This window comes from Phytobacter ursingii, from assembly GCF_001022135.1.
GTDB lineage: Bacteria > Pseudomonadota > Gammaproteobacteria > Enterobacterales > Enterobacteriaceae > Phytobacter > Phytobacter ursingii.
This window is the reverse complement of the sequence record NZ_CP011602.1, coordinates 5,134,654-5,152,975: the sequence shown is the minus strand read 5'-3', so window position 1 is coordinate 5,152,975 and position 18,322 is coordinate 5,134,654. Positions and strand designations below refer to the sequence as shown.

35 protein-coding genes and 1 pseudogene are annotated in these 18,322 nt (G+C 50.1%); 2 read left to right on the top strand and 34 right to left on the bottom strand.

The genetic code is table 11. The features are described from left to right. Positions 1 to 84 precede the first annotated feature (84 nt). The gene (mscL, locus tag AB182_RS27885) at positions 85 to 498 is read left to right on the top strand and encodes a large-conductance mechanosensitive channel protein MscL (RefSeq protein ID WP_047372885.1); all 414 of its coding nucleotides are present in this window, start codon (positions 85 to 87) and stop codon (positions 496 to 498) included. Between the two features lie 12 nt (positions 499 to 510). On the opposite strand, the pseudogene AB182_RS27880 reads toward mscL, so the two are convergent. The 31 genes and pseudogenes from AB182_RS27880 to rpsJ form a co-directional block, all read right to left on the bottom strand. Further along, positions 511 to 714, bottom strand: a pseudogene (locus AB182_RS27880) (alternative ribosome-rescue factor A); the annotation flags it as partial. A 56-nt stretch (positions 715 to 770) separates the two neighbouring features. Next, positions 771 to 1,196, bottom strand: coding sequence for a Zn(2+)-responsive transcriptional regulator (gene zntR / locus AB182_RS27875; protein ID WP_047372883.1), 426 nt, complete (start codon positions 1,194 to 1,196; stop codon positions 771 to 773). 2 nt (positions 1,197 to 1,198) lie between these two features. After that, positions 1,199 to 1,567, bottom strand: coding sequence for a DnaJ family domain-containing protein (locus AB182_RS27870; protein WP_047372882.1), 369 nt, complete (start codon positions 1,565 to 1,567; stop codon positions 1,199 to 1,201). A 107-nt stretch (positions 1,568 to 1,674) separates the two neighbouring features. Continuing rightward, complete coding sequence (gene rplQ / locus AB182_RS27865; protein ID WP_001216372.1) at positions 1,675 to 2,061, bottom strand: 50S ribosomal protein L17; 387 nt, start codon at positions 2,059 to 2,061, stop codon at positions 1,675 to 1,677. Positions 2,062 to 2,101: 40 nt separating this feature from the next. Then, positions 2,102 to 3,091 (bottom strand): DNA-directed RNA polymerase subunit alpha, encoded by a 990-nt coding sequence (locus AB182_RS27860; protein ID WP_034461761.1) that lies wholly within the window; start codon positions 3,089 to 3,091, stop codon positions 2,102 to 2,104. A gap of 25 nt (positions 3,092 to 3,116) precedes the next feature. Then, a complete protein-coding gene (gene rpsD, locus AB182_RS27855; protein WP_000135224.1) occupies positions 3,117 to 3,737 on the bottom strand; it encodes a 30S ribosomal protein S4 in 621 nt (206 codons plus the stop codon). A 32-nt stretch (positions 3,738 to 3,769) separates the two neighbouring features. After that, a complete protein-coding gene (gene rpsK / locus AB182_RS27850) occupies positions 3,770 to 4,159 on the bottom strand; it encodes a 30S ribosomal protein S11 (RefSeq protein WP_002919257.1) in 390 nt (129 codons plus the stop codon). Positions 4,160 to 4,175: 16 nt separating this feature from the next. After that, complete coding sequence (gene rpsM / locus AB182_RS27845; protein ID WP_003863308.1) at positions 4,176 to 4,532, bottom strand: 30S ribosomal protein S13; 357 nt, start codon at positions 4,530 to 4,532, stop codon at positions 4,176 to 4,178. A gap of 146 nt (positions 4,533 to 4,678) precedes the next feature. After that, the gene (gene rpmJ / locus AB182_RS27840; protein WP_000868187.1) at positions 4,679 to 4,795 is read right to left on the bottom strand and encodes a 50S ribosomal protein L36; all 117 of its coding nucleotides are present in this window, start codon (positions 4,793 to 4,795) and stop codon (positions 4,679 to 4,681) included. A 30-nt stretch (positions 4,796 to 4,825) separates the two neighbouring features. Then, positions 4,826 to 6,157, bottom strand: coding sequence for a preprotein translocase subunit SecY (secY, locus tag AB182_RS27835; RefSeq protein ID WP_047372881.1), 1,332 nt, complete (start codon positions 6,155 to 6,157; stop codon positions 4,826 to 4,828). A 7-nt stretch (positions 6,158 to 6,164) separates the two neighbouring features. Beyond that, the gene (rplO, locus tag AB182_RS27830; protein WP_047372880.1) at positions 6,165 to 6,599 is read right to left on the bottom strand and encodes a 50S ribosomal protein L15; all 435 of its coding nucleotides are present in this window, start codon (positions 6,597 to 6,599) and stop codon (positions 6,165 to 6,167) included. Positions 6,600 to 6,602: 3 nt separating this feature from the next. Next, positions 6,603 to 6,782 (bottom strand): 50S ribosomal protein L30, encoded by a 180-nt coding sequence (gene rpmD, locus AB182_RS27825; protein ID WP_001140434.1) that lies wholly within the window; start codon positions 6,780 to 6,782, stop codon positions 6,603 to 6,605. A gap of 3 nt (positions 6,783 to 6,785) precedes the next feature. Continuing rightward, positions 6,786 to 7,289 carry a 30S ribosomal protein S5 gene (rpsE, locus tag AB182_RS27820; RefSeq protein ID WP_039076818.1) on the bottom strand — a complete coding sequence of 168 codons (504 nt, stop codon included), beginning with the start codon at positions 7,287 to 7,289 and terminating at the stop codon, positions 6,786 to 6,788. Positions 7,290 to 7,303: 14 nt separating this feature from the next. Further along, complete coding sequence (gene rplR, locus AB182_RS27815; protein WP_039076817.1) at positions 7,304 to 7,657, bottom strand: 50S ribosomal protein L18; 354 nt, start codon at positions 7,655 to 7,657, stop codon at positions 7,304 to 7,306. Between the two features lie 9 nt (positions 7,658 to 7,666). Then, positions 7,667 to 8,200: a 50S ribosomal protein L6 gene (gene rplF, locus AB182_RS27810; protein ID WP_039076816.1), complete on the bottom strand. Its 534-nt coding sequence runs from the start codon at positions 8,198 to 8,200 to the stop codon at positions 7,667 to 7,669. A 12-nt stretch (positions 8,201 to 8,212) separates the two neighbouring features. Then, the gene (gene rpsH / locus AB182_RS27805) at positions 8,213 to 8,605 is read right to left on the bottom strand and encodes a 30S ribosomal protein S8 (protein WP_039076815.1); all 393 of its coding nucleotides are present in this window, start codon (positions 8,603 to 8,605) and stop codon (positions 8,213 to 8,215) included. A 33-nt stretch (positions 8,606 to 8,638) separates the two neighbouring features. Further along, positions 8,639 to 8,944: a 30S ribosomal protein S14 gene (gene rpsN, locus AB182_RS27800; RefSeq protein ID WP_039076814.1), complete on the bottom strand. Its 306-nt coding sequence runs from the start codon at positions 8,942 to 8,944 to the stop codon at positions 8,639 to 8,641. 14 nt (positions 8,945 to 8,958) lie between these two features. Next, entirely contained in the window at positions 8,959 to 9,498 is a 540-nt protein-coding gene (gene rplE / locus AB182_RS27795; RefSeq protein ID WP_001096200.1) for a 50S ribosomal protein L5, read from the bottom strand. 14 nt (positions 9,499 to 9,512) lie between these two features. Then, on the bottom strand, positions 9,513 to 9,827 hold the full coding sequence (gene rplX / locus AB182_RS27790; protein ID WP_015962742.1) for a 50S ribosomal protein L24: 315 nt from the start codon (positions 9,825 to 9,827) through the stop codon (positions 9,513 to 9,515). Positions 9,828 to 9,837: 10 nt separating this feature from the next. Then, entirely contained in the window at positions 9,838 to 10,209 is a 372-nt protein-coding gene (gene rplN / locus AB182_RS27785; RefSeq protein ID WP_004388611.1) for a 50S ribosomal protein L14, read from the bottom strand. A gap of 161 nt (positions 10,210 to 10,370) precedes the next feature. Beyond that, positions 10,371 to 10,625: a 30S ribosomal protein S17 gene (gene rpsQ / locus AB182_RS27780; RefSeq protein ID WP_000130100.1), complete on the bottom strand. Its 255-nt coding sequence runs from the start codon at positions 10,623 to 10,625 to the stop codon at positions 10,371 to 10,373. Continuing rightward, positions 10,625 to 10,816 (bottom strand): 50S ribosomal protein L29, encoded by a 192-nt coding sequence (gene rpmC, locus AB182_RS27775; protein ID WP_032614707.1) that lies wholly within the window; start codon positions 10,814 to 10,816, stop codon positions 10,625 to 10,627. The genes rpsQ and rpmC overlap by 1 nt, the downstream gene beginning before the upstream one ends. Beyond that, complete coding sequence (rplP, locus tag AB182_RS27770) at positions 10,816 to 11,226, bottom strand: 50S ribosomal protein L16 (RefSeq protein ID WP_007369814.1); 411 nt, start codon at positions 11,224 to 11,226, stop codon at positions 10,816 to 10,818. The genes rpmC and rplP overlap by 1 nt, the downstream gene beginning before the upstream one ends. 12 nt (positions 11,227 to 11,238) lie before the next feature. Continuing rightward, positions 11,239 to 11,940, bottom strand: a complete 702-nt coding sequence (gene rpsC / locus AB182_RS27765; RefSeq protein WP_000529945.1) for a 30S ribosomal protein S3 — start codon at positions 11,938 to 11,940, stop codon at positions 11,239 to 11,241. A gap of 17 nt (positions 11,941 to 11,957) precedes the next feature. Beyond that, on the bottom strand, positions 11,958 to 12,290 hold the full coding sequence (gene rplV, locus AB182_RS27760; protein WP_002919773.1) for a 50S ribosomal protein L22: 333 nt from the start codon (positions 12,288 to 12,290) through the stop codon (positions 11,958 to 11,960). 14 nt (positions 12,291 to 12,304) lie between these two features. Then, entirely contained in the window at positions 12,305 to 12,583 is a 279-nt protein-coding gene (rpsS, locus tag AB182_RS27755) for a 30S ribosomal protein S19 (protein ID WP_001138115.1), read from the bottom strand. Between the two features lie 16 nt (positions 12,584 to 12,599). Continuing rightward, entirely contained in the window at positions 12,600 to 13,421 is an 822-nt protein-coding gene (gene rplB / locus AB182_RS27750; RefSeq protein WP_039076813.1) for a 50S ribosomal protein L2, read from the bottom strand. A 17-nt stretch (positions 13,422 to 13,438) separates the two neighbouring features. Beyond that, a complete protein-coding gene (rplW, locus tag AB182_RS27745) occupies positions 13,439 to 13,741 on the bottom strand; it encodes a 50S ribosomal protein L23 (RefSeq protein WP_000617546.1) in 303 nt (100 codons plus the stop codon). After that, positions 13,738 to 14,343 carry a 50S ribosomal protein L4 gene (gene rplD, locus AB182_RS27740; RefSeq protein WP_039076812.1) on the bottom strand — a complete coding sequence of 202 codons (606 nt, stop codon included), beginning with the start codon at positions 14,341 to 14,343 and terminating at the stop codon, positions 13,738 to 13,740. Before rplD ends, rplW begins: the two co-directional genes overlap by 4 nt. A 10-nt stretch (positions 14,344 to 14,353) precedes the next feature. Continuing rightward, positions 14,354 to 14,983 carry a 50S ribosomal protein L3 gene (gene rplC / locus AB182_RS27735; RefSeq protein ID WP_047372879.1) on the bottom strand — a complete coding sequence of 210 codons (630 nt, stop codon included), beginning with the start codon at positions 14,981 to 14,983 and terminating at the stop codon, positions 14,354 to 14,356. A 32-nt stretch (positions 14,984 to 15,015) separates the two neighbouring features. Continuing rightward, positions 15,016 to 15,327, bottom strand: a complete 312-nt coding sequence (rpsJ, locus tag AB182_RS27730; protein WP_001181005.1) for a 30S ribosomal protein S10 — start codon at positions 15,325 to 15,327, stop codon at positions 15,016 to 15,018. 369 nt (positions 15,328 to 15,696) lie between these two features. On the opposite strand from rpsJ, the gene AB182_RS27725 reads away from it, so the two are divergent. Next, positions 15,697 to 16,146 carry a prepilin peptidase gene (locus tag AB182_RS27725; protein ID WP_047372878.1) on the top strand — a complete coding sequence of 150 codons (450 nt, stop codon included), beginning with the start codon at positions 15,697 to 15,699 and terminating at the stop codon, positions 16,144 to 16,146. A 19-nt stretch (positions 16,147 to 16,165) separates the two neighbouring features. Here AB182_RS27725 and bfr read toward each other — a convergent pair whose 3' ends face one another. The 3 genes from bfr to tuf all read right to left on the bottom strand — a co-directional run bounded on the left by bfr (position 16,166) and on the right by tuf (position 18,275). Further along, the gene (gene bfr, locus AB182_RS27720) at positions 16,166 to 16,642 is read right to left on the bottom strand and encodes a bacterioferritin (RefSeq protein WP_047372877.1); all 477 of its coding nucleotides are present in this window, start codon (positions 16,640 to 16,642) and stop codon (positions 16,166 to 16,168) included. Positions 16,643 to 16,712: 70 nt separating this feature from the next. Further along, entirely contained in the window at positions 16,713 to 16,907 is a 195-nt protein-coding gene (bfd, locus tag AB182_RS27715) for a bacterioferritin-associated ferredoxin (protein WP_039076808.1), read from the bottom strand. A 183-nt stretch (positions 16,908 to 17,090) separates the two neighbouring features. Next, positions 17,091 to 18,275 (bottom strand): elongation factor Tu, encoded by a 1,185-nt coding sequence (tuf, locus tag AB182_RS27710; protein ID WP_047372876.1) that lies wholly within the window; start codon positions 18,273 to 18,275, stop codon positions 17,091 to 17,093. Positions 18,276 to 18,322: the final 47 nt, after the last annotated feature.

The following is an 18,322-nucleotide window of genomic DNA, read 5'->3' as shown; positions in this document are numbered from 1 at the left end:
AAATTCCAGCAAATTTTTACCCTTAATGGCAAACGAGAATACATTTGTTAGACTTAACTTGTCTGACAGCACAAGGAGAAGAGCATGAGCTTGCTAAAAGAATTTCGCGAATTTGCGATGCGGGGAAATGTAGTTGATTTGGCGGTAGGTGTGATCATTGGGGCGGCATTCGGCAAGATTGTCTCTTCGCTGGTTGCTGATATTATCATGCCTCCATTAGGGCTACTGATTGGCGGAATAGACTTTAAGCAATTCGCTCTCACTTTGCGCGAGGCACAAGGCGATGTCCCGGCAGTCGTCATGCATTACGGTGTTTTTATCCAGAATATTTTCGACTTTATTATTGTCGCGTTTGCTATTTTCATGGCGATTAAACTCATTAATCGACTCAAACGTAAACAGGAAGATGAACCCAAAGCGCCGCCTGCACCAGGCAAAGAGGAATTGCTGCTTACGGAAATCCGCGATCTGTTGAAAGAACAGAACAAACGCATTTGATTAAGCTGTTTTAAGCAGAAGGCCAGTGGTAAATAAGCGATTCGCTTGCTTGCCACTGGCCTCCCAGTTACCTTTTTTACCGTGCTTATCTTTACGTAAATAACTCCCTTTCCCCTTCTTATTCTTCTCAACTCGCTGTCTGAACAGGGGGTCATGAAGCAATGCCTCGATGGCGTTATCATTAATCTGCCCTTTCTTATGCTGATAATGGCTCATAATTTCTCCAGATTGTGGTTTAAACGGCGCAAGTGTAGGCTTGCTTACAACAAAAATCAATGCCCGTCTGGAGCGCTGCTGGCCCCCTGCTCCAGGGCTTCGAGTATTGAGCAATAGACGCTACTGTGCGCACTACCGCAGCAAGCATCATTTAGTTTCTGTAGAGAACGTTGCATAATCTGTAATTCCTGAATTCTCGCTTCTACCTCACTCAACCGGGCCTGAACTATGCTTTTGGATTCCTGGCAAGTGTGATGCTCAGGATCGATACGGATAGAGAGCAATTCACGAATCGACTCAAGCGTAAAGCCAAGCTGGCGCGCATGCCGGATGAATTTCAAACGCTGTAAGTCATTATCCGAATAAAGGCGGAAGCCGCCTTCCGTTCGGATTTCATGATCCATCATCTGCTGCTTTTCATAATAACGAATGGTATCCGGGGTGACCTCAGCCAGTTTGGCCAATTCTCCAATACGAAACATGTCTACTCCTCATCTAATTTCAATATCAATTTTGCCGCATATTCACCGTGAAGGAATTCCGTACTGAGTCCAGCCTGCTTCAATTTCAATTCCAGAAGTGTTAATCGCCGACTTATTTCGTGATAATCCGGATGATCTTGATGTATATGAGCCAGTAAGTCCGACAAAGCAAGCGCTTCTTTTCGATATTCAAGTTCAGGTGGAAGACAGCCCGCATTTTTGAGTAAACGGAACCCTGCGCGTAGTTCAGGTGGTACATGCGAATCATCATCCAGGACAAGGGGTTTACCGCTACCAGGCAAATGCTCAAATTCGCCTTTTTGCTGCGCATCAAGGATGTGCCGTTCTGCCCACTGGTCAAGTAACCACATACGACCTCCAGAAGAGGAGCGAAAAACATACAGACATAGTAGGAAATGTGGGGATAATGCGGATATAAAAAAACCCGCCGAGGCGGGTTTTTTTACGTTACTGCAGATTACTCTGCAGCAGCTTCTGCTTTCGATTCAGAACGATCAACCAGCTCGATGTATGCCATCGGCGCATTGTCGCCTGCACGGAAGCCACACTTCAGAATACGAGTGTAACCACCGGCACGGCTCGCGAAACGCGGGCCCAGCTCGTTAAACAGTTTTGCCACGATCTCGTTATCACGAGTACGGGCGAATGCCAGACGACGATTAGCAACGCTATCAGTCTTGGCAAGAGTAATCAGCGGCTCAACTACGCGACGCAGTTCTTTCGCTTTCGGCAGGGTCGTCTTGATGATTTCATGACGAACCAGCGAACCTGCCATGTTGCGGAACATAGCCTGGCGATGGCTGCTGTTGCGGTTCAGTTGACGACCACTCTTACGATGGCGCATGACCTTATCCTTCTCAGTAAAACCTTAACCTGTGATCCGGTTACTCGTCAGCAATGCTTGCCGGCGGCCAGTTTTCCAGGCGCATGCCCAGAGACAGACCACGTGAGGCCAGCACATCTTTAATCTCGGTAAGAGATTTTTTACCCAGGTTCGGCGTTTTCAGCAACTCAACCTCGGTACGCTGTACCAGATCACCGATATAGTGGATAGCTTCTGCCTTAAGGCAGTTAGCAGAGCGGACAGTCAATTCCAGATCGTCAACAGGGCGCAGCAGGATCGGATCGAATTCTGGTTTCTCTTCTTTCACTTCCGGCTGACGTACATCACGTAAATCAACGAAAGCTTCCAGTTGTTCAGCCAGAATGGTTGCCGCACGACGAATCGCCTCTTCAGGATCGATTGTGCCGTTGGTTTCCATTTCGATGACCAGCTTGTCCAGGTCGGTACGCTGTTCTACACGCGCTGCTTCAACATTGTAGGCAATACGCTCTACAGGGCTGTAGCATGCGTCGACCAGCAGACGGCCGATTGGGCGCTCATCTTCTTCCGAATGAATTCGGGCAGAAGCCGGCACATAACCACGACCGCGCTGAACTTTGATACGCATGCTAATAGACGCGTTCTCATCGGTCAGGTGGCAGATCACGTGCTGCGGCTTGACGATTTCGACATCACCGTCGTGGGTAATGTCGGCTGCAGTCACAGGGCCAATGCCAGATTTATTCAGAGTAAGAATAACATCATCTTTACCCTGAACTCTCACCGCCAGCCCTTTCAGGTTGAGCAGGATTTCAAGGATATCTTCCTGAACGCCTTCTTTGGTGCTGTACTCATGAAGTACACCATCAATCTCAACCTCGGTCACCGCGCAACCCGGCATCGATGAGAGCAGAATACGGCGCAGTGCGTTACCCAGAGTATGGCCAAAGCCACGCTCTAAAGGCTCAAGGGTCACCTTGGCGTGCGTCGAACTCACTTGCTCGATATCTACCAGGCGCGGTTTTAGAAACTCTGTCACAGAACCCTGCATTGTGTCCTCTCTTTGGTACTAAGCTTTACTTGGAGTAAAGCTCGACGATCAGGTGTTCGTTAATGTCCGCAGACAGATCAGAACGCTCTGGCTTACGCTTGAACGTGCCTTCCATCTTGCCAGCATCAACTTCCAGCCAGGTTGGCTTTTCACGCTGCTCAGCCAGCTCCAGAGCGGCTTTCACGCGAGACTGCTTTTTCGCTTTCTCACGAATGCTAACAACGTCATTCGGACTAACCTGATAAGAAGCGATGTTAACAACACGACCGTTTACCATGATAGCCTTGTGGCTAACCAGCTGGCGTGCTTCTGCACGAGTGGCGCCGAAGCCCATACGGTATACAACGTTGTCCAGACGACCTTCCAGCAGAGCCAACAGGTTTTCACCAGTGTTGCCTTTCAGACGTGCTGCTTCTTTATAGTAGTTACGGAACTGACGCTCCAGCACACCGTAGATACGGCGAACTTTTTGCTTTTCACGCAACTGCACACCGTAGTCAGACAGACGCGGTTTACGCGCACCGTGCTGGCCAGGAGCTTGTTCAATTTTACACTTGGTATCGATCGCGCGAACGCCAGACTTAAGGAATAAGTCGGTGCCCTCACGACGGCTCAGCTTGAGCTTAGGACCCAAATATCTTGCCATTTTCTTTCTCCAACAATCCTAGAAACGAGGCGTTATACGCGACGTTTTTTCGGCGGACGACAACCGTTATGAGGGATCGGAGTCACATCAGTAATATTAGTGATGCGGAAACCAGCGGCGTTCAGAGCACGAATAGTAGATTCGCGACCCGGACCCGGACCTTTGACCATAACTTCCAGATTCTTGATGCCGTATTCTTTAACGGCTTCTGCACAACGCTCTGCTGCAACCTGAGCTGCAAACGGAGTGGATTTGCGAGAACCACGGAAACCGGAACCACCGGCTGTTGCCCAACCCAATGCGTTACCCTGACGATCAGTAATAGTAACGATGGTGTTGTTGAAAGAAGCATGGATATGAGCCACGCCGTCAGAGACTTGTTTTCTTACACGTTTACGTGCACGAATTGGTGCCTTTGCCATTATTCAATCACCCCGATTATTTCTTGATCGGTTTGCGCGGACCCTTACGGGTACGTGCGTTGGTCTTAGTACGCTGACCGCGCACTGGCAGACCACGACGATGACGCAAACCGCGATAGCAACCAAGATCCATCAGGCGCTTGATGCTCATGCTGATTTCACGGCGCAGATCACCTTCAACGACAAATTTGGCAACTTCGTCACGCAGCGTGTCGATTTGTTCTTCAGACAGCTCACTGATCTTAACATCTTCAGCGATACCCGCTGCAGCCAGGATGGCTTTGGAACGGGTCTTGCCGACGCCGTAGATCGAAGTTAATGCGATCACAGCATGTTTCTGATCAGGAATGTTAATGCCTGCTATACGGGCCACTATGCACTCCTATAATTTTACTTGTACGCACCATGCTGAAAAGCCCGTTTTCAGGATACTCAAATGGAAACGTACAGACATACAAAAGATTGGCTGGCTAATCTAGCCAGCTCAACCCAACTTTGCAAGAAAAATATGCGAAATAATCAGCCTTGGCGCTGTTTATGTTTCGGCTCGGCACTGCAAATCACGCGGATGACGCCATCACGCTTAACGATTTTGCAGTTACGGCATAATTTCTTGACGGAAGCACGAACTTTCATTTTTACTCTCCGTAACTTCTCGGGCGACCATTAACGGCCATAGCCTTTCAGGTTCGCCTTCTTCAATGCAGACTCGTACTGACTTGACATCATCAGAGTTTGCACTTGAGCCATAAAGTCCATAATCACGACAACAACGATAAGCAGCGAGGTCCCACCGAAGTAGAACGGCACTTTCATCGCATCACGCATGAACTCCGGGATCAGGCAGATAAAAGTAATATACAACGCACCAACCAAAGTCAGGCGGGTCATTACCTTATCGATATACTTCGCCGTTTGCTCTCCCGGACGAATTCCTGGTACAAATGCACCGGACTTCTTCAGGTTATCTGCTGTTTCACGCGGATTGAAAACCAATGCCGTGTAGAAGAAACAGAAGAAGATGATTGCAGACGCATAGAGTAACACATAAAGCGGTTGCCCAGGCTGCAAATACAGCGAAATTGTTGTCAGCCAGTTCCAACCAGTACCGCCCCCGAACCATGACGCGATGGTTGCCGGGAACAGAATAATACTGGAAGCGAAGATTGCCGGGATTACCCCCGCCATATTCACTTTCAGCGGCAAATGTGTGCTCTGAGCAGCATAGACACGACGACCCTGCTGACGTTTCGCGTAGTTTACCACAATGCGGCGTTGACCACGTTCAACGAATACAACAAAGAACGTCACTGCAAATACTAATACTGCAACCAACAGCAACAGGAGGAAGTGCAGGTCGCCTTGACGCGCTTGCTCGATAGTATGGGCAATGGCTGGCGGGAGTCCCGCAACGATACCAGCGAAGATAATGATTGAGATACCGTTACCGATACCACGCTCAGTAATCTGTTCGCCGAGCCACATCAGGAACATCGTTCCTGTAACCAGACTTACAACAGCGGTGAAATAGAATGCAAAGCCCGGGTTAATAACCAGGCCCTGCATACCAGGCATATTAGGCAAACCAGTAGCTATACCGGTTGCCTGAAATATTGCCAGCACCAGAGTACCGTAACGGGTGTACTGGCTAATCTTACGACGACCAGATTCCCCTTCTTTCTTCAGTTCTGCCAGGGCCGGATGAACGACCGTCAGCAGCTGGATAATAATTGATGCCGAGATGTACGGCATAATACCCAGAGCAAAGATAGAAGCACGGCTGAGAGCACCACCAGAGAACATGTTAAACATTTCAATGATGGTGCCTCGCTGTTGCTCAAGCAGTTTGGCAAGTACAGCGGCATCAATACCAGGGATCGGAATAAAAGAGCCAATACGGAACACAATAAGCGCACCGATAACAAACAGCAGTCTGCGTTTCAGCTCGCCTAAGCCACCTTTGGCACTTTGAAAATCTAATCCCGGTTGTTTAGCCATCTGCTACTTATTCCTCGATTTTACCGCCAGCAGCTTCGATAGCAGCACGAGCGCCTTTAGTAACACGCAGGCCACGAACAGTTACCGGAGTAGAAACTTCACCAGACAGGATCACTTTCGCGAACTCGATCTGAATACCGATAATGTTTGCTGCTTTCAGCGTGTTCAGGTCAACTACGTCGCCTTCTACTTTAGCCAGATCAGAGAGACGAATCTCTGCAGTGATCATTGCTTTACGAGAAGTGAAACCGAATTTCGGCAGACGACGGTACAGTGGCATCTGACCACCCTCGAAACCGCGACGTACGCCACCGCCAGAACGAGATTTCTGACCTTTGTGACCACGACCACCGGTTTTACCGAGGCCAGAACCGATACCACGACCCAGGCGTTTACCCGCCTTTTTGGAGCCTTCGGCCGGAGACAGAGTATTTAAACGCATCTCTTACTCCTCAACTTTAACCATGAAGGAAACCGCGTTGACCATACCACGAACGGCAGGAGTATCCTCACGTTCTACGGTGTGACCAATACGACGCAGACCCAGGCCAAGCAGCGTTGCCTTGTGTTTCGGCAGACGACCGATTGCACTGCGGGTTTGAGTAATTTTAATAGTCTTTGCCATGGTTTATTTCCCCAGAATTTCTTCAACGGATTTACCACGCTTGGCAGCGACCATTTCTGGAGAATTCATATTTTCCAGGCCATCAATAGTTGCACGAACCACGTTGATCGGGTTGGTAGAACCATATGCTTTAGCCAGAACGTTATGAACCCCAGCGACTTCCAGGACGGCGCGCATTGCACCACCGGCGATGATACCGGTACCTTCGGAAGCCGGCTGCATGAATACACGAGAACCCGTGTGAGTACCCTTAACCGGGTGCTGCAGGGTGCCGTGGTTCAGCGCGACGTTAATCATATTGCGACGGGCTTTTTCCATCGCTTTCTGGATCGCTGCCGGAACTTCGCGAGCTTTACCGTAACCAAAACCTACGCGACCGTTACCATCACCCACTACAGTCAGAGCTGTGAAGGAGAAAATACGACCACCTTTAACGGTTTTAGATACGCGGTTTACCGCGATCAGCTTTTCCTGCAGTTCGCCAGCTTGTTTTTCGATGTGAGCCATCTTACACCTCTACCTTAGAACTGAAGGCCAGCTTCACGGGCAGCATCTGCCAGTGCCTGGACACGACCATGATATTGGAACCCGGAACGGTCAAAGGACACATCTTTGATGCCTTTTTCCAGAGCGCGTTCAGCGACAGCTTTACCCACAGCTGCAGCCGCGTCTTTGTTACCGGTGTACTTCAGTTGTTCAGAGATAGCTTTTTCTACAGTAGAAGCAGCTACCAGAACTTCAGAACCGTTCGGTGCAATTACCTGTGCGTAAATATGACGCGGGGTACGATGTACCACCAGGCGAGTTGCGCCCAGCTCTTTGAGCTTGCGGCGTGCGCGGGTCGCACGACGGATACGAGCAGATTTCTTATCCATAGTGTTACCTTACTTCTTCTTAGCCTCTTTGGTACGCACGACTTCGTCGGCGTAACGAACACCCTTGCCTTTGTAAGGCTCAGGACGACGGTAGGCGCGCAGATCAGCTGCAACCTGACCGATCAACTGTTTATCAGCGCCTTTCAGCACGATTTCAGTTTGAGTCGGGCACTCTGCAGTGATGCCAGCCGGCAGTTGATGGTCAACAGGATGAGAGAAACCTAAAGCCAGGTTTACTGCATTCCCTTTGACCGCTGCACGGTAACCTACACCAACCAGCTGCAGCTTCTTAGTGAAGCCTTCGGTAACACCGATAACCATTGAGTTCAGCAGGGCACGCGCGGTACCAGCCTGAGCCCAACCGTCTGCGTAACCATCACGCGGACCGAAAGTCAGAGCGTTATCTGCATGTTTCACTTCAACAGCATCGTTGAGAGTACGAGTCAGCTCGCCGTTTTTACCTTTGATCGTGATAACCTGACCGTTGAGTTTTACATCAACGCCGGCAGGAATAACGACCGGTGCTTTAGCAACACGAGACATTTTTTCCTCCGATTAGGCTACGTAGCAGATAATTTCGCCACCAAGACCAGCCTGGCGCGCTGCACGATCAGTCATAACACCTTTAGAGGTAGAAACAACTGCAATACCCAGACCACCCATAACTTTCGGCAGCTCATCTTTTTTCTTATAGATGCGCAGACCTGGGCGGCTGACACGCTGAATGCTTTCTACAACAGCTTTGCCCTGGAAGTATTTAAGAGCTACTTCCAGTTCAGGCTTGGTGTCGCCTTCGATTTTGAAATCTTCAATAAAACCTTCTTCCTTCAGCACGTTGGCAATTGCCACTTTCAGCTTGGAGGAAGGCATGGTGACCGCAGCTTTGTTCGCGGCCTGACCGTTACGGATACGGGTCAGCATATCCGCGATCGGATCTTGCATGCTCATCTGTCTTTACTCCCGTGATTCAATTGGTGACAATTACCAGCTAGCCTTTTTCAGACCCGGGATTTCACCGCGCATAGCGGCTTCACGGACCTTAATACGGCTCAACCCGAACTTCCGCAGGAAAGCGTGCGGACGACCAGTTTGACGGCAGCGATTACGCTGACGAGACGGGCTGGAATCACGCGGCAGAGTCTGCAGCTTGAGAACGGCATTCCAACGATCTTCGTCGGTTGCGTTCACATCAGAGATGATAGCTTTCAGTTCAGCGCGTTTAGCGAAGAATTTATCAGCTAAAGCTACGCGCTTTACTTCGCGTGCTTTCATTGATTGCTTAGCCATTAAGTAACCCTACCTTACTTGCGGAACGGGAAGTCAAAGGCAGCCAGCAGAGCACGGCCTTCTTCGTCAGATTTCGCAGTAGTGGTAATGGTAATATCCAAACCACGCACGCGGTCGACTTTATCGTAGTCGATTTCTGGGAAGATGATCTGCTCACGGACACCCATGCTGTAGTTACCACGACCGTCAAAAGACTTAGCGGACAAGCCACGGAAGTCACGGATACGTGGAACAGCAATAGTGATCAGGCGCTCAAAGAACTCCCACATGCGTTCGCCACGCAGAGTTACTTTACAGCCGATCGGATAGCCCTGACGGATTTTGAAGCCTGCAACAGATTTGCGTGCTTTGGTGATCAACGGTTTTTGACCGGAGATTGCTGCCAGGTCAGCTGCTGCGTTATCCAGCAGTTTCTTGTCAGCGATCGCTTCACCAACACCCATGTTCAGGGTGATCTTCTCGACCCGAGGGACTTGCATGACAGAATTGTAGTTAAACTCAGTCATGAGTTTTTTAACTACTTCGTCTTTGTAGTAATCATGCAGTTTCGCCATCGTACTACTCCAAATTACTTGATAGTTTCGCTATTAGACTTGAAGAAACGGACTTTTTTGCCGTCTTCGAATCTAAAGCCTACACGGTCAGCCTTGCCGGTTGCCGCATTGAAGATTGCAATGTTAGAGATCTGAATAGCTGCTTCTTTCTCAACAATGCCGCCTGGTTGGTTCAGGGCCGGAACCGGCTTCTGATGTTTCTTAACCAGGTTGATACCTTCAACGATGACCTTGCCGGAAGACAGGACATTCTTAACTTTACCGCGCTTACCTTTATCTTTGCCGGTCAGCACGATAACTTCGTCATCACGACGGATTTTCGCTGCCATGATTCGCTCCTTAGAGTACTTCTGGTGCCAGAGAGATGATTTTCATAAACTTCTCAGAACGAAGTTCACGAGTTACCGGCCCAAAAATACGCGTACCGATGGGCTGCTCGCTGTTGTTGTTCAGAAGAACACAAGCATTACCATCGAAGCGAACGACAGAACCGTCAGGGCGACGAACACCCTTCTTGGTGCGCACCACTACCGCCTTCAGCACATCACCTTTTTTGACCTTACCACGCGGAATTGCTTCTTTGATGGTGATCTTGATGATGTCGCCTACGCCTGCGTAGCGACGGTGCGAGCCACCCAGAACCTTGATACACATTACGCGACGTGCACCGGAGTTGTCGGCGACGTTCAGCATAGTCTGTTCTTGGATCATTTTAGTGCTCCGCTAATGTCAACTACTACTGAGACCCTAAAAACGGGTCGTTAAAAAGCCCCATATCGAGGGCGCGGCATTATAACACCGCTTCTTAGATATGGGTAGAAAAAATAAACGGCCCATCGCTGGACCGTTTATTATTGAGAATGCGTACTGTATTACAGAACCGCTTTCTCTACAACGCGAACCAGCGTCCAGGACTTAGTCTTGGACAGCGGACGGCATTCGCGGATTTCAACCACGTCACCGATACCGCATTCGTTGTTCTCGTCATGTACGTGCAGTTTGGTCGTACGCTTGATGAATTTACCGTAGATCGGGTGTTTCACAAAACGTTCGATAGCAACAACAATGGATTTCTCCATTTTGTCGCTAACTACGCGACCTTGCAGAGTACGGATTTTATCGGTCATTACGCACCCGCCTTCTGAGTCAGTAAAGTCTTAACGCGTGCAACATCACGACGAACCTGCTTCAGCAGGTGAGTCTGTTGCAGCTGGCCACTTGCAGCCTGCATACGCAGGTTGAACTGCTCACGCAGCAGGTTCAGCAGCTCAGCGTTCAGCTCTTCAACGCTTTTTTCACGCAGCTCATTTGCTTTCATTACATCACCGTCTTAGTTACAAAGGTGGTTTTAATCGGCAGTTTTGCTGCTGCCAGCTCGAAGGCTTCACGGGCCAGCTCTTCCGGAACGCCGTCCATTTCATACAGGACTTTACCCGGCTGAATCAAGGCAACCCAATACTCCACGTTACCTTTACCTTTACCCATACGAACTTCCAGCGGCTTCTCGGTGATCGGTTTGTCCGGGAATACACGGATCCAGATCTTACCCTGACGCTTAACTGCACGTGTCATGGCACGACGTGCTGCTTCGATCTGACGAGCGGTCAGACGACCACGGCCAACAGCTTTCAGACCGTAAGTGCCGAAGCTCACATCCGTGCCCTGCGCCAGACCACGGTTGCGGCCTTTGTGCACCTTACGGAATTTTGTACGCTTTGGTTGTAACATCAGCGACGCTCCTTATTTACGGCCTTTACGCTGCTGCTTTTTCGGTTGAGCAGCCGGTTTTTCCGGTTGTTCAACAGCAGCCATACCACCAAGGATCTCACCTTTGAAGATCCACACTTTAACGCCGATTACACCATAAGTGGTGTGCGCTTCAGAGGTGTTGTAGTCAATGTCAGCACGCAGAGTGTGCAGCGGAACACGACCTTCGCGGTACCATTCGGTACGTGCGATTTCCGCGCCGCCCAGACGGCCGCTAACTTCAACTTTGATACCTTTAGCGCCCAGACGCATTGCGTTCTGTACAGCACGCTTCATAGCACGACGGAACATAACACGACGTTCCAGCTGAGAAGTGATGCTGTCAGCAACCAGTTTTGCGTCCAGTTCAGGTTTACGAACTTCGGCGATATTGATCTGAGCAGGAACGCCAGCGATATCCGCTACGACCTTGCGCAGTTTTTCTACGTCTTCGCCTTTCTTACCGATAACGATACCCGGGCGAGCGGTGTGAATGGTCACACGGATGCTCTTAGCCGGACGCTCGATAACGATACGAGATACGGACGCTTTAGCCAGTTCCTTAGTCAGGTACTGGCGTACTTTAAAATCGCTGTCCAGGTTGTCAGCGAATTCTTTGGTGTTCGCGAACCAGGTAGAGTTCCAAGGTTTGACAATACCCAGGCGAATACCATTAGGATGTACTTTCTGACCCATTGCTAGTCTCCAGAGTCTCAGCGATCGGACACAACCACAGTAATGTGGCTGGTGCGCTTCAGGATGCGATCTGCACGACCTTTTGCACGCGGCATAATGCGCTTCATGCTCGGGCCTTCGTCTACGAAAATTTTCGCAACTTTCAGATCGTCAATGTCAGCGCCATCGTTGTGTTCAGCGTTAGCAATGGCAGATTCCAGAACTTTCTTGACCAGTACAGCCGCTTTCTTATTGGTGTAGGTCAGAATATCCAGGGCCTGCGACACTTTCTTACCGCGAATCAGGTCAGCAACAAGGCGAACCTTCTGAGCAGAAGAACGAGCATGGCGATGTTGAGCTAAAGTTTCCATCTCTTCCTCCTACCTTATTTCTTCTTCGCTTTTTTATCAGCAGCGTGGCCGCGATAAGTACGAGTCGGTGCGAATTCACCCAGTTTGTGACCGACCATTTCGTCGGAAACAAATACCGGAACGTGCTGACGACCATTATGGACAGCGATGGTCAAACCGATCATGTTAGGAAAGATCGTTGAACGACGGGACCAAGTGCGCAGGGGCTTCTTGTCTCCGCTTTCCACCGCTTTCTCTACCTTCTTCAGCAAGTGCAGGTCAATAAAAGGACCTTTCTTGAGAGAACGTGGCATGGCTTATCCTCTAATATTATTTGCTACGGCGACGTACGATAAATTTATCAGTACGCTTGTTGCTGCGGGTCTTCTTACCTTTGGTCTGAACGCCCCACGGAGTTACCGGGTGCTTACCAAAGTTACGACCTTCACCACCACCATGTGGGTGGTCGACTGGGTTCATCGCAGTACCGCGAACGGTAGGACGAACACCACGCCAGCGTGCAGCACCTGCTTTACCCAGAACGCGCAGCATATGCTCAGCATTGCCAACTTCGCCCAGGGTAGCGCGGCAGTCTGCTTCGACTTTACGCATTTCACCAGAACGCAGACGCAGGGTGACATAAGCACCATCACGCGCAACGATCTGAACGTAAGTACCAGCGGAACGTGCCAGCTGACCGCCTTTACCTGGTTTCATTTCTACGTTATGAACGGTAGAACCAACCGGGATATTGCGCATCGGCAGGGTGTTGCCTGCTTTGATTGCAGCATCAACGCCAGACTGAATCTGGTCGCCAGCTTTCAGGCCTTTAGGGGCCAGGATGTAACGGCGTTCGCCATCTTTGTACAGAACCAGCGCGATGTTCGCGGAGCGGTTCGGATCGTACTCAAGACGTTCAACAACTGCCGGGATACCGTCTTTGTTGCGTTTGAAGTCAACCAGACGATAAGCCTGCTTGTGGCCACCACCGATGTGACGAGTGGTGATACGGCCATTGTTGTTACGACCACCGGATTTGCTGTTTTTTTCCAGCAGCGGAGCAAAAGGTTTGCCCTTGTGCAGCTCAGGGTTAACCACTTTAACTACGTGGCGACGACCCGGAGATGTCGGTTTACATTTAACAACTGCCATTGTATTACTCCTCCGACTTACTCAGCGCCGCCAACGAAGTCCAGATTCTGGCCTTCTTTCAGGGTGACGTAAGCTTTTTTCCAGTCGCTACGACGACCGATACGCTGTCCGTGACGTTTAACTTTCCCTTTAACAACCAGGGTGTTAACGACTTCGACTTCGACTTCAAACAGTTTCTGCACAGCAGCTTTGATTTCTGCTTTGGTCGCGTCTTTAGCAACTTTGAGAACGATGGTATTAGTTTTTTCCATCGCAGTAGACGCTTTTTCAGAAACGTGCGGTGCGCGCAGCACCTTCAGCAGACGTTCTTCACGAATCATGCCAGCATCTCCTCAACTTGCTTAACAGCATCAGCAGTCATTACGACTTTGTCGAAGGCGATCAGGCTAACCGGGTCGATACCAGTTGCATCGCGTACGTCAACCTTGTGCAGGTTGCGCGCAGCCAGGAACAGGTTTTCGTCCAGCTCACCGGTGATGATCAGCACATCTTCCAGAGCCATGTCTTTCAGTTTCTGTGCCAGCAGCTTGGTTTTCGGTGCTTCAACAGAGAAAGATTCGACAACGATCAGACGATCCTGACGTACCAGTTCGGACAGGATGCTTTTCAGCGCGCCGCGGTACATCTTTTTGTTAACTTTTTGACTGTGGTCCTGCGGACGCGCAGCGAAAGTCACGCCACCAGAACGCCAGATCGGGCTCTTGATAGAACCTGAACGCGCACGGCCGGTACCTTTCTGGCGCCACGGTTTTTTACCGGAACCAGTTACTTCAGCACGAGTCTTCTGAGCACGAGAACCCTGACGTGCACCAGCTGCATAAGCAACAACAACCTGGTGTACCAGCGCTTCGTTAAAATCACGACCGAAGGTAGTTTCGGAAACAGTCAGCGCGCTCTGCGCGTCTTTCAATACTAATTCCATTGCTATCTCCTCACGCCTTCACAGCTGGTTTAACGATCAGGTCGCTACCGGTTGCACCCGGGACCGCACCTTTAACCAGCAGCAGGTTGCGCTCAGCGTCAACACGTACTACGTCCAGGCTCTGAACAGTGACACGTTCGTTACCCAGCTGACCTGCCATTTTCTTGCCTTTGAACACTTTGCCCGGAGTCTGGTTCTGACCGATAGAACCCGGAACGCGGTGAGACAAGGAGTTACCGTGGGTAGCGTCCTGGGTACGGAAGTTCCAGCGCTTAACGGTACCTGCGAAACCTTTACCTTTAGAGGTGCCAGTTACGTCAACTTTTTTAACTTCGGCAAACAGCTCAACGCTAATGCTCTGACCTACGGTGAATTCTTCGCCGTCAGCCAGACGGAATTCCCACAGACCACGGCCAGCTTCTACGCCAGCTTTAGCGAAGTGACCCGCTTCCGGCTTGGTTACACGGTTAGCTTTTTTAGCACCAGTGGTCACCTGAATAGCGCGGTAGCCATCGTTAGCCAGATCTTTAACCTGAGTAACGCGGTTTGCTTCAACTTCGATTACGGTTACTGGGATAGATACGCCATCTTCAGTGAAGATGCGGGTCATACCCACTTTTTTACCGACTAAACCAATCATTGTTTCAACCTCTCAATCGCTCGATGACCTGATTAACCCAGGCTGATCTGCACGTCTACACCGGCAGCCAGGTCCAGACGCATCAGAGCATCAACGGTTTTCTCGGTTGGCTCAACGATGTCAACCAGACGCTTGTGAGTGCGGATTTCGTACTGATCGCGCGCGTCTTTGTTAACGTGCGGGGAGATCAGAACGGTGAAGCGCTCTTTGCGGGTCGGCAGCGGGATCGGACCACGGACTTGCGCACCAGTGCGCTTGGCAGTCTCGACGATTTCCGCGGTTGATTGATCGATCAGACGATGATCAAACGCTTTCAGGCGGATACGGATTCTTTGGTTCTGCATGAGACCAGAGCTCCAATTATTTTATAGACGAAATGATTACTCCTCATACCCATTACGATTGATGGGAGAGTGTAACCGTTCTTACATAGCCCCCCGATTGGGAGCATTGTTTGATAGCCAAATGCGCTATCAGGGTTCATATCGAACCAGCCGTCAATTACGACAAGCCCGCGCATTATACGTAAATCTGGCATTTACGCAAGGGGCGTTTATAAATTAAACGCCTGTGCATGTGGCCTCACACATTGTTTGCAGCACAATGTAAGGCGATTATTTTTTTCTGGAGCAGGTGCGCAAGAAGCACCTCTCCCTCTTTTGCCGCTTATCGCTATCGTAGAAGCTCGACTGTAAGCGAGCATCGGAGGTTAAATGGCGGGTACAGTTCTCTTTATGGTTATTTATCTGATACTTAATGCCTTCCTGGTTTGGTATGACGTCCGGCAGGGTCTTCTACCCGATCGCTTCACCTGCCCCCTTCTCTGGGCCGGGCTGTTGTATTGTGGCTGGTTCAATCCAATGCTGTTACAGGAAAAAGTCTTTGGGGCAATCGCGGGATACAGCGGATTCACGGCACTTTATTGGGGATATCGCCTCCTGCGCCATCAGGAAGGACTCGGCTATGGTGATGTTAAATTTCTGGCTGCGTTGGGTGCCTGGCATGGCTGGGAAGCCTTACCTTTACTTATCTTCGTTGCCGCATCACTCGCCTCAGGCACCGCCTGCCTCATGATGTTAAAACACAGAAATATGCAGATAATAAAAAACCCGCTGCCTTTTGGTCCATTCCTGGCGGGCGCGGGTTTGATAGTAGCTTACTAAAGTATCTATAGGTCGATGGTCAATCTTCAACCTTGATTTGTGACTGGAGATAGTTTTGCAAACCAATCTTGCCGATAAGATCCAGCTCAGTTTCCAGCCAGTCAATATGGCCTTCTTCGTCGGCAAGGATTTCAATCATCATGTCCCGACTCACATAGTCGTGCACACTATCAGCATAGGCAATGGCTTCACGCAAATCCCTCGCCCCTTCCAGCTCCAGTCGTAAATCGGACTGTAGCATCTCCTCAACATCTTCACCGATGCCAAGTTTGCCCAAGTCTTGCAGATTCGGAATGCCTTCAAGAAAGAGAATACGCTCGATGTATTTATCGGCGTGTTTCATTTCATCGATGGATTCGTGGTATTCCACATCATTCAGGCGCATCAGGCCCCAGTTTTTGAACATTCTCGCATGGAGAAAGTACTGGTTGATTGCGACAAGCTCATTTCCCAATAACTTATTGAGATAATTTATAACTTTGACATCACCTTTCATTATAGTCCCTCCGCTTCCACTCATTGAAGCGTAGATCGGGCTACAGGGAAGTCAAAAAAAAGCAGAAGACTCAGGCGGTTTCTTTATATTCCGGGATCTGCAACAACTCGTCCTGCATAATTTCACGCGCAGCGCGTACACACTTACCACACTGATTTCCAACAGGAATAAATTTGCGCAATTGCTGGAAGGATTGGGGATGAAATTGGCGTACAGCCTGGCGAATTTTTTTATCACTTACACCATTACACAAACAAACGTACATAATCACTCCCGTTCAATTTATGCGCAAAGTCTAAATGAGAATAGTTATGGTTACAATAGCACAGCGATGTTTGTATGCCGGGATGATGGAAAAAAATGCGAACAAATATGACGCAAGCCAGCGGACAGACAGCAAAAAGGGCGCCTTAGCGCCCTTTTCAATTCAAAACTAATTAGCGAGTAATTAGCCCAGAACTTTTGCTACAACGCCCGCGCCTACAGTACGGCCGCCTTCACGGATTGCGAAACGCAGACCGTCGTCCATCGCGATCGGGTGGATCAGGGTAACAACCATTTTGATGTTGTCGCCCGGCATTACCATCTCTACGCCTTCCGGCAGTTCGATGGTGCCAGTCACGTCAGTTGTACGGAAGTAGAACTGCGGACGGTAGCCTTTGAAGAACGGAGTGTGACGACCGCCTTCATCTTTGGACAGAATGTACACTTCAGATTCGAACTTGGTGTGCGGCTTGATGGTGCCCGGCTTAGCCAGTACCTGACCACGTTCGATTTCTTCACGTTTGATACCACGCAGCAGAACACCAACGTTCTCACCAGCACGGCCTTCGTCCAGCAGTTTGCGGAACATTTCAACGCCGGTACAGGTTGATTTCGCAGTATCTTTGATACCAACGATTTCAACTTCTTCACCTACTTTGATGATACCGCGCTCTACACGACCGGTAACAACGGTACCACGACCGGAGATGGAGAATACGTCTTCGATCGGCAGCAGGAACGGCTTGTCAATCGCACGCTCTGGTTCCGGGATATAGGTATCCAGGTGGCCAGCCAGTTCGATGATTTTCGCTTCCCACTCTGCTTCGCCTTCCAGCGCTTTCAGAGCAGAACCACGAACGATCGGTGTGTCGTCGCCCGGGAAATCGTACTGAGACAGAAGTTCACGAACTTCCATTTCAACCAGTTCCAGCAGCTCTTCGTCATCAACCATGTCACATTTGTTCAGGAACACGATGATGTACGGAACGCCTACCTGACGACCCAGCAGGATGTGCTCACGAGTCTGCGGCATCGGGCCGTCAGTCGCAGCAACAACCAGGATCGCGCCGTCCATCTGCGCAGCACCGGTGATCATGTTTTTAACATAGTCGGCGTGGCCCGGGCAGTCTACGTGTGCGTAGTGACGGATCGCAGTATCGTATTCAACGTGAGAGGTGTTGATGGTGATACCACGTGCTTTTTCTTCCGGCGCGTTATCGATCTGGTCGAATGCACGAGCCTGGCCACCGTAAGTTTTGGACAGAACGGTAGTGATGGCAGCAGTCAGAGTAGTTTTACCGTGGTCAACGTGGCCGATGGTGCCGACGTTAACGTGCGGTTTTGTACGTTCAAATTTTTCTTTAGACACGGCTATATTCCTTACTATAGTGCTCCCCCCTTATGGAGAGAGCACGG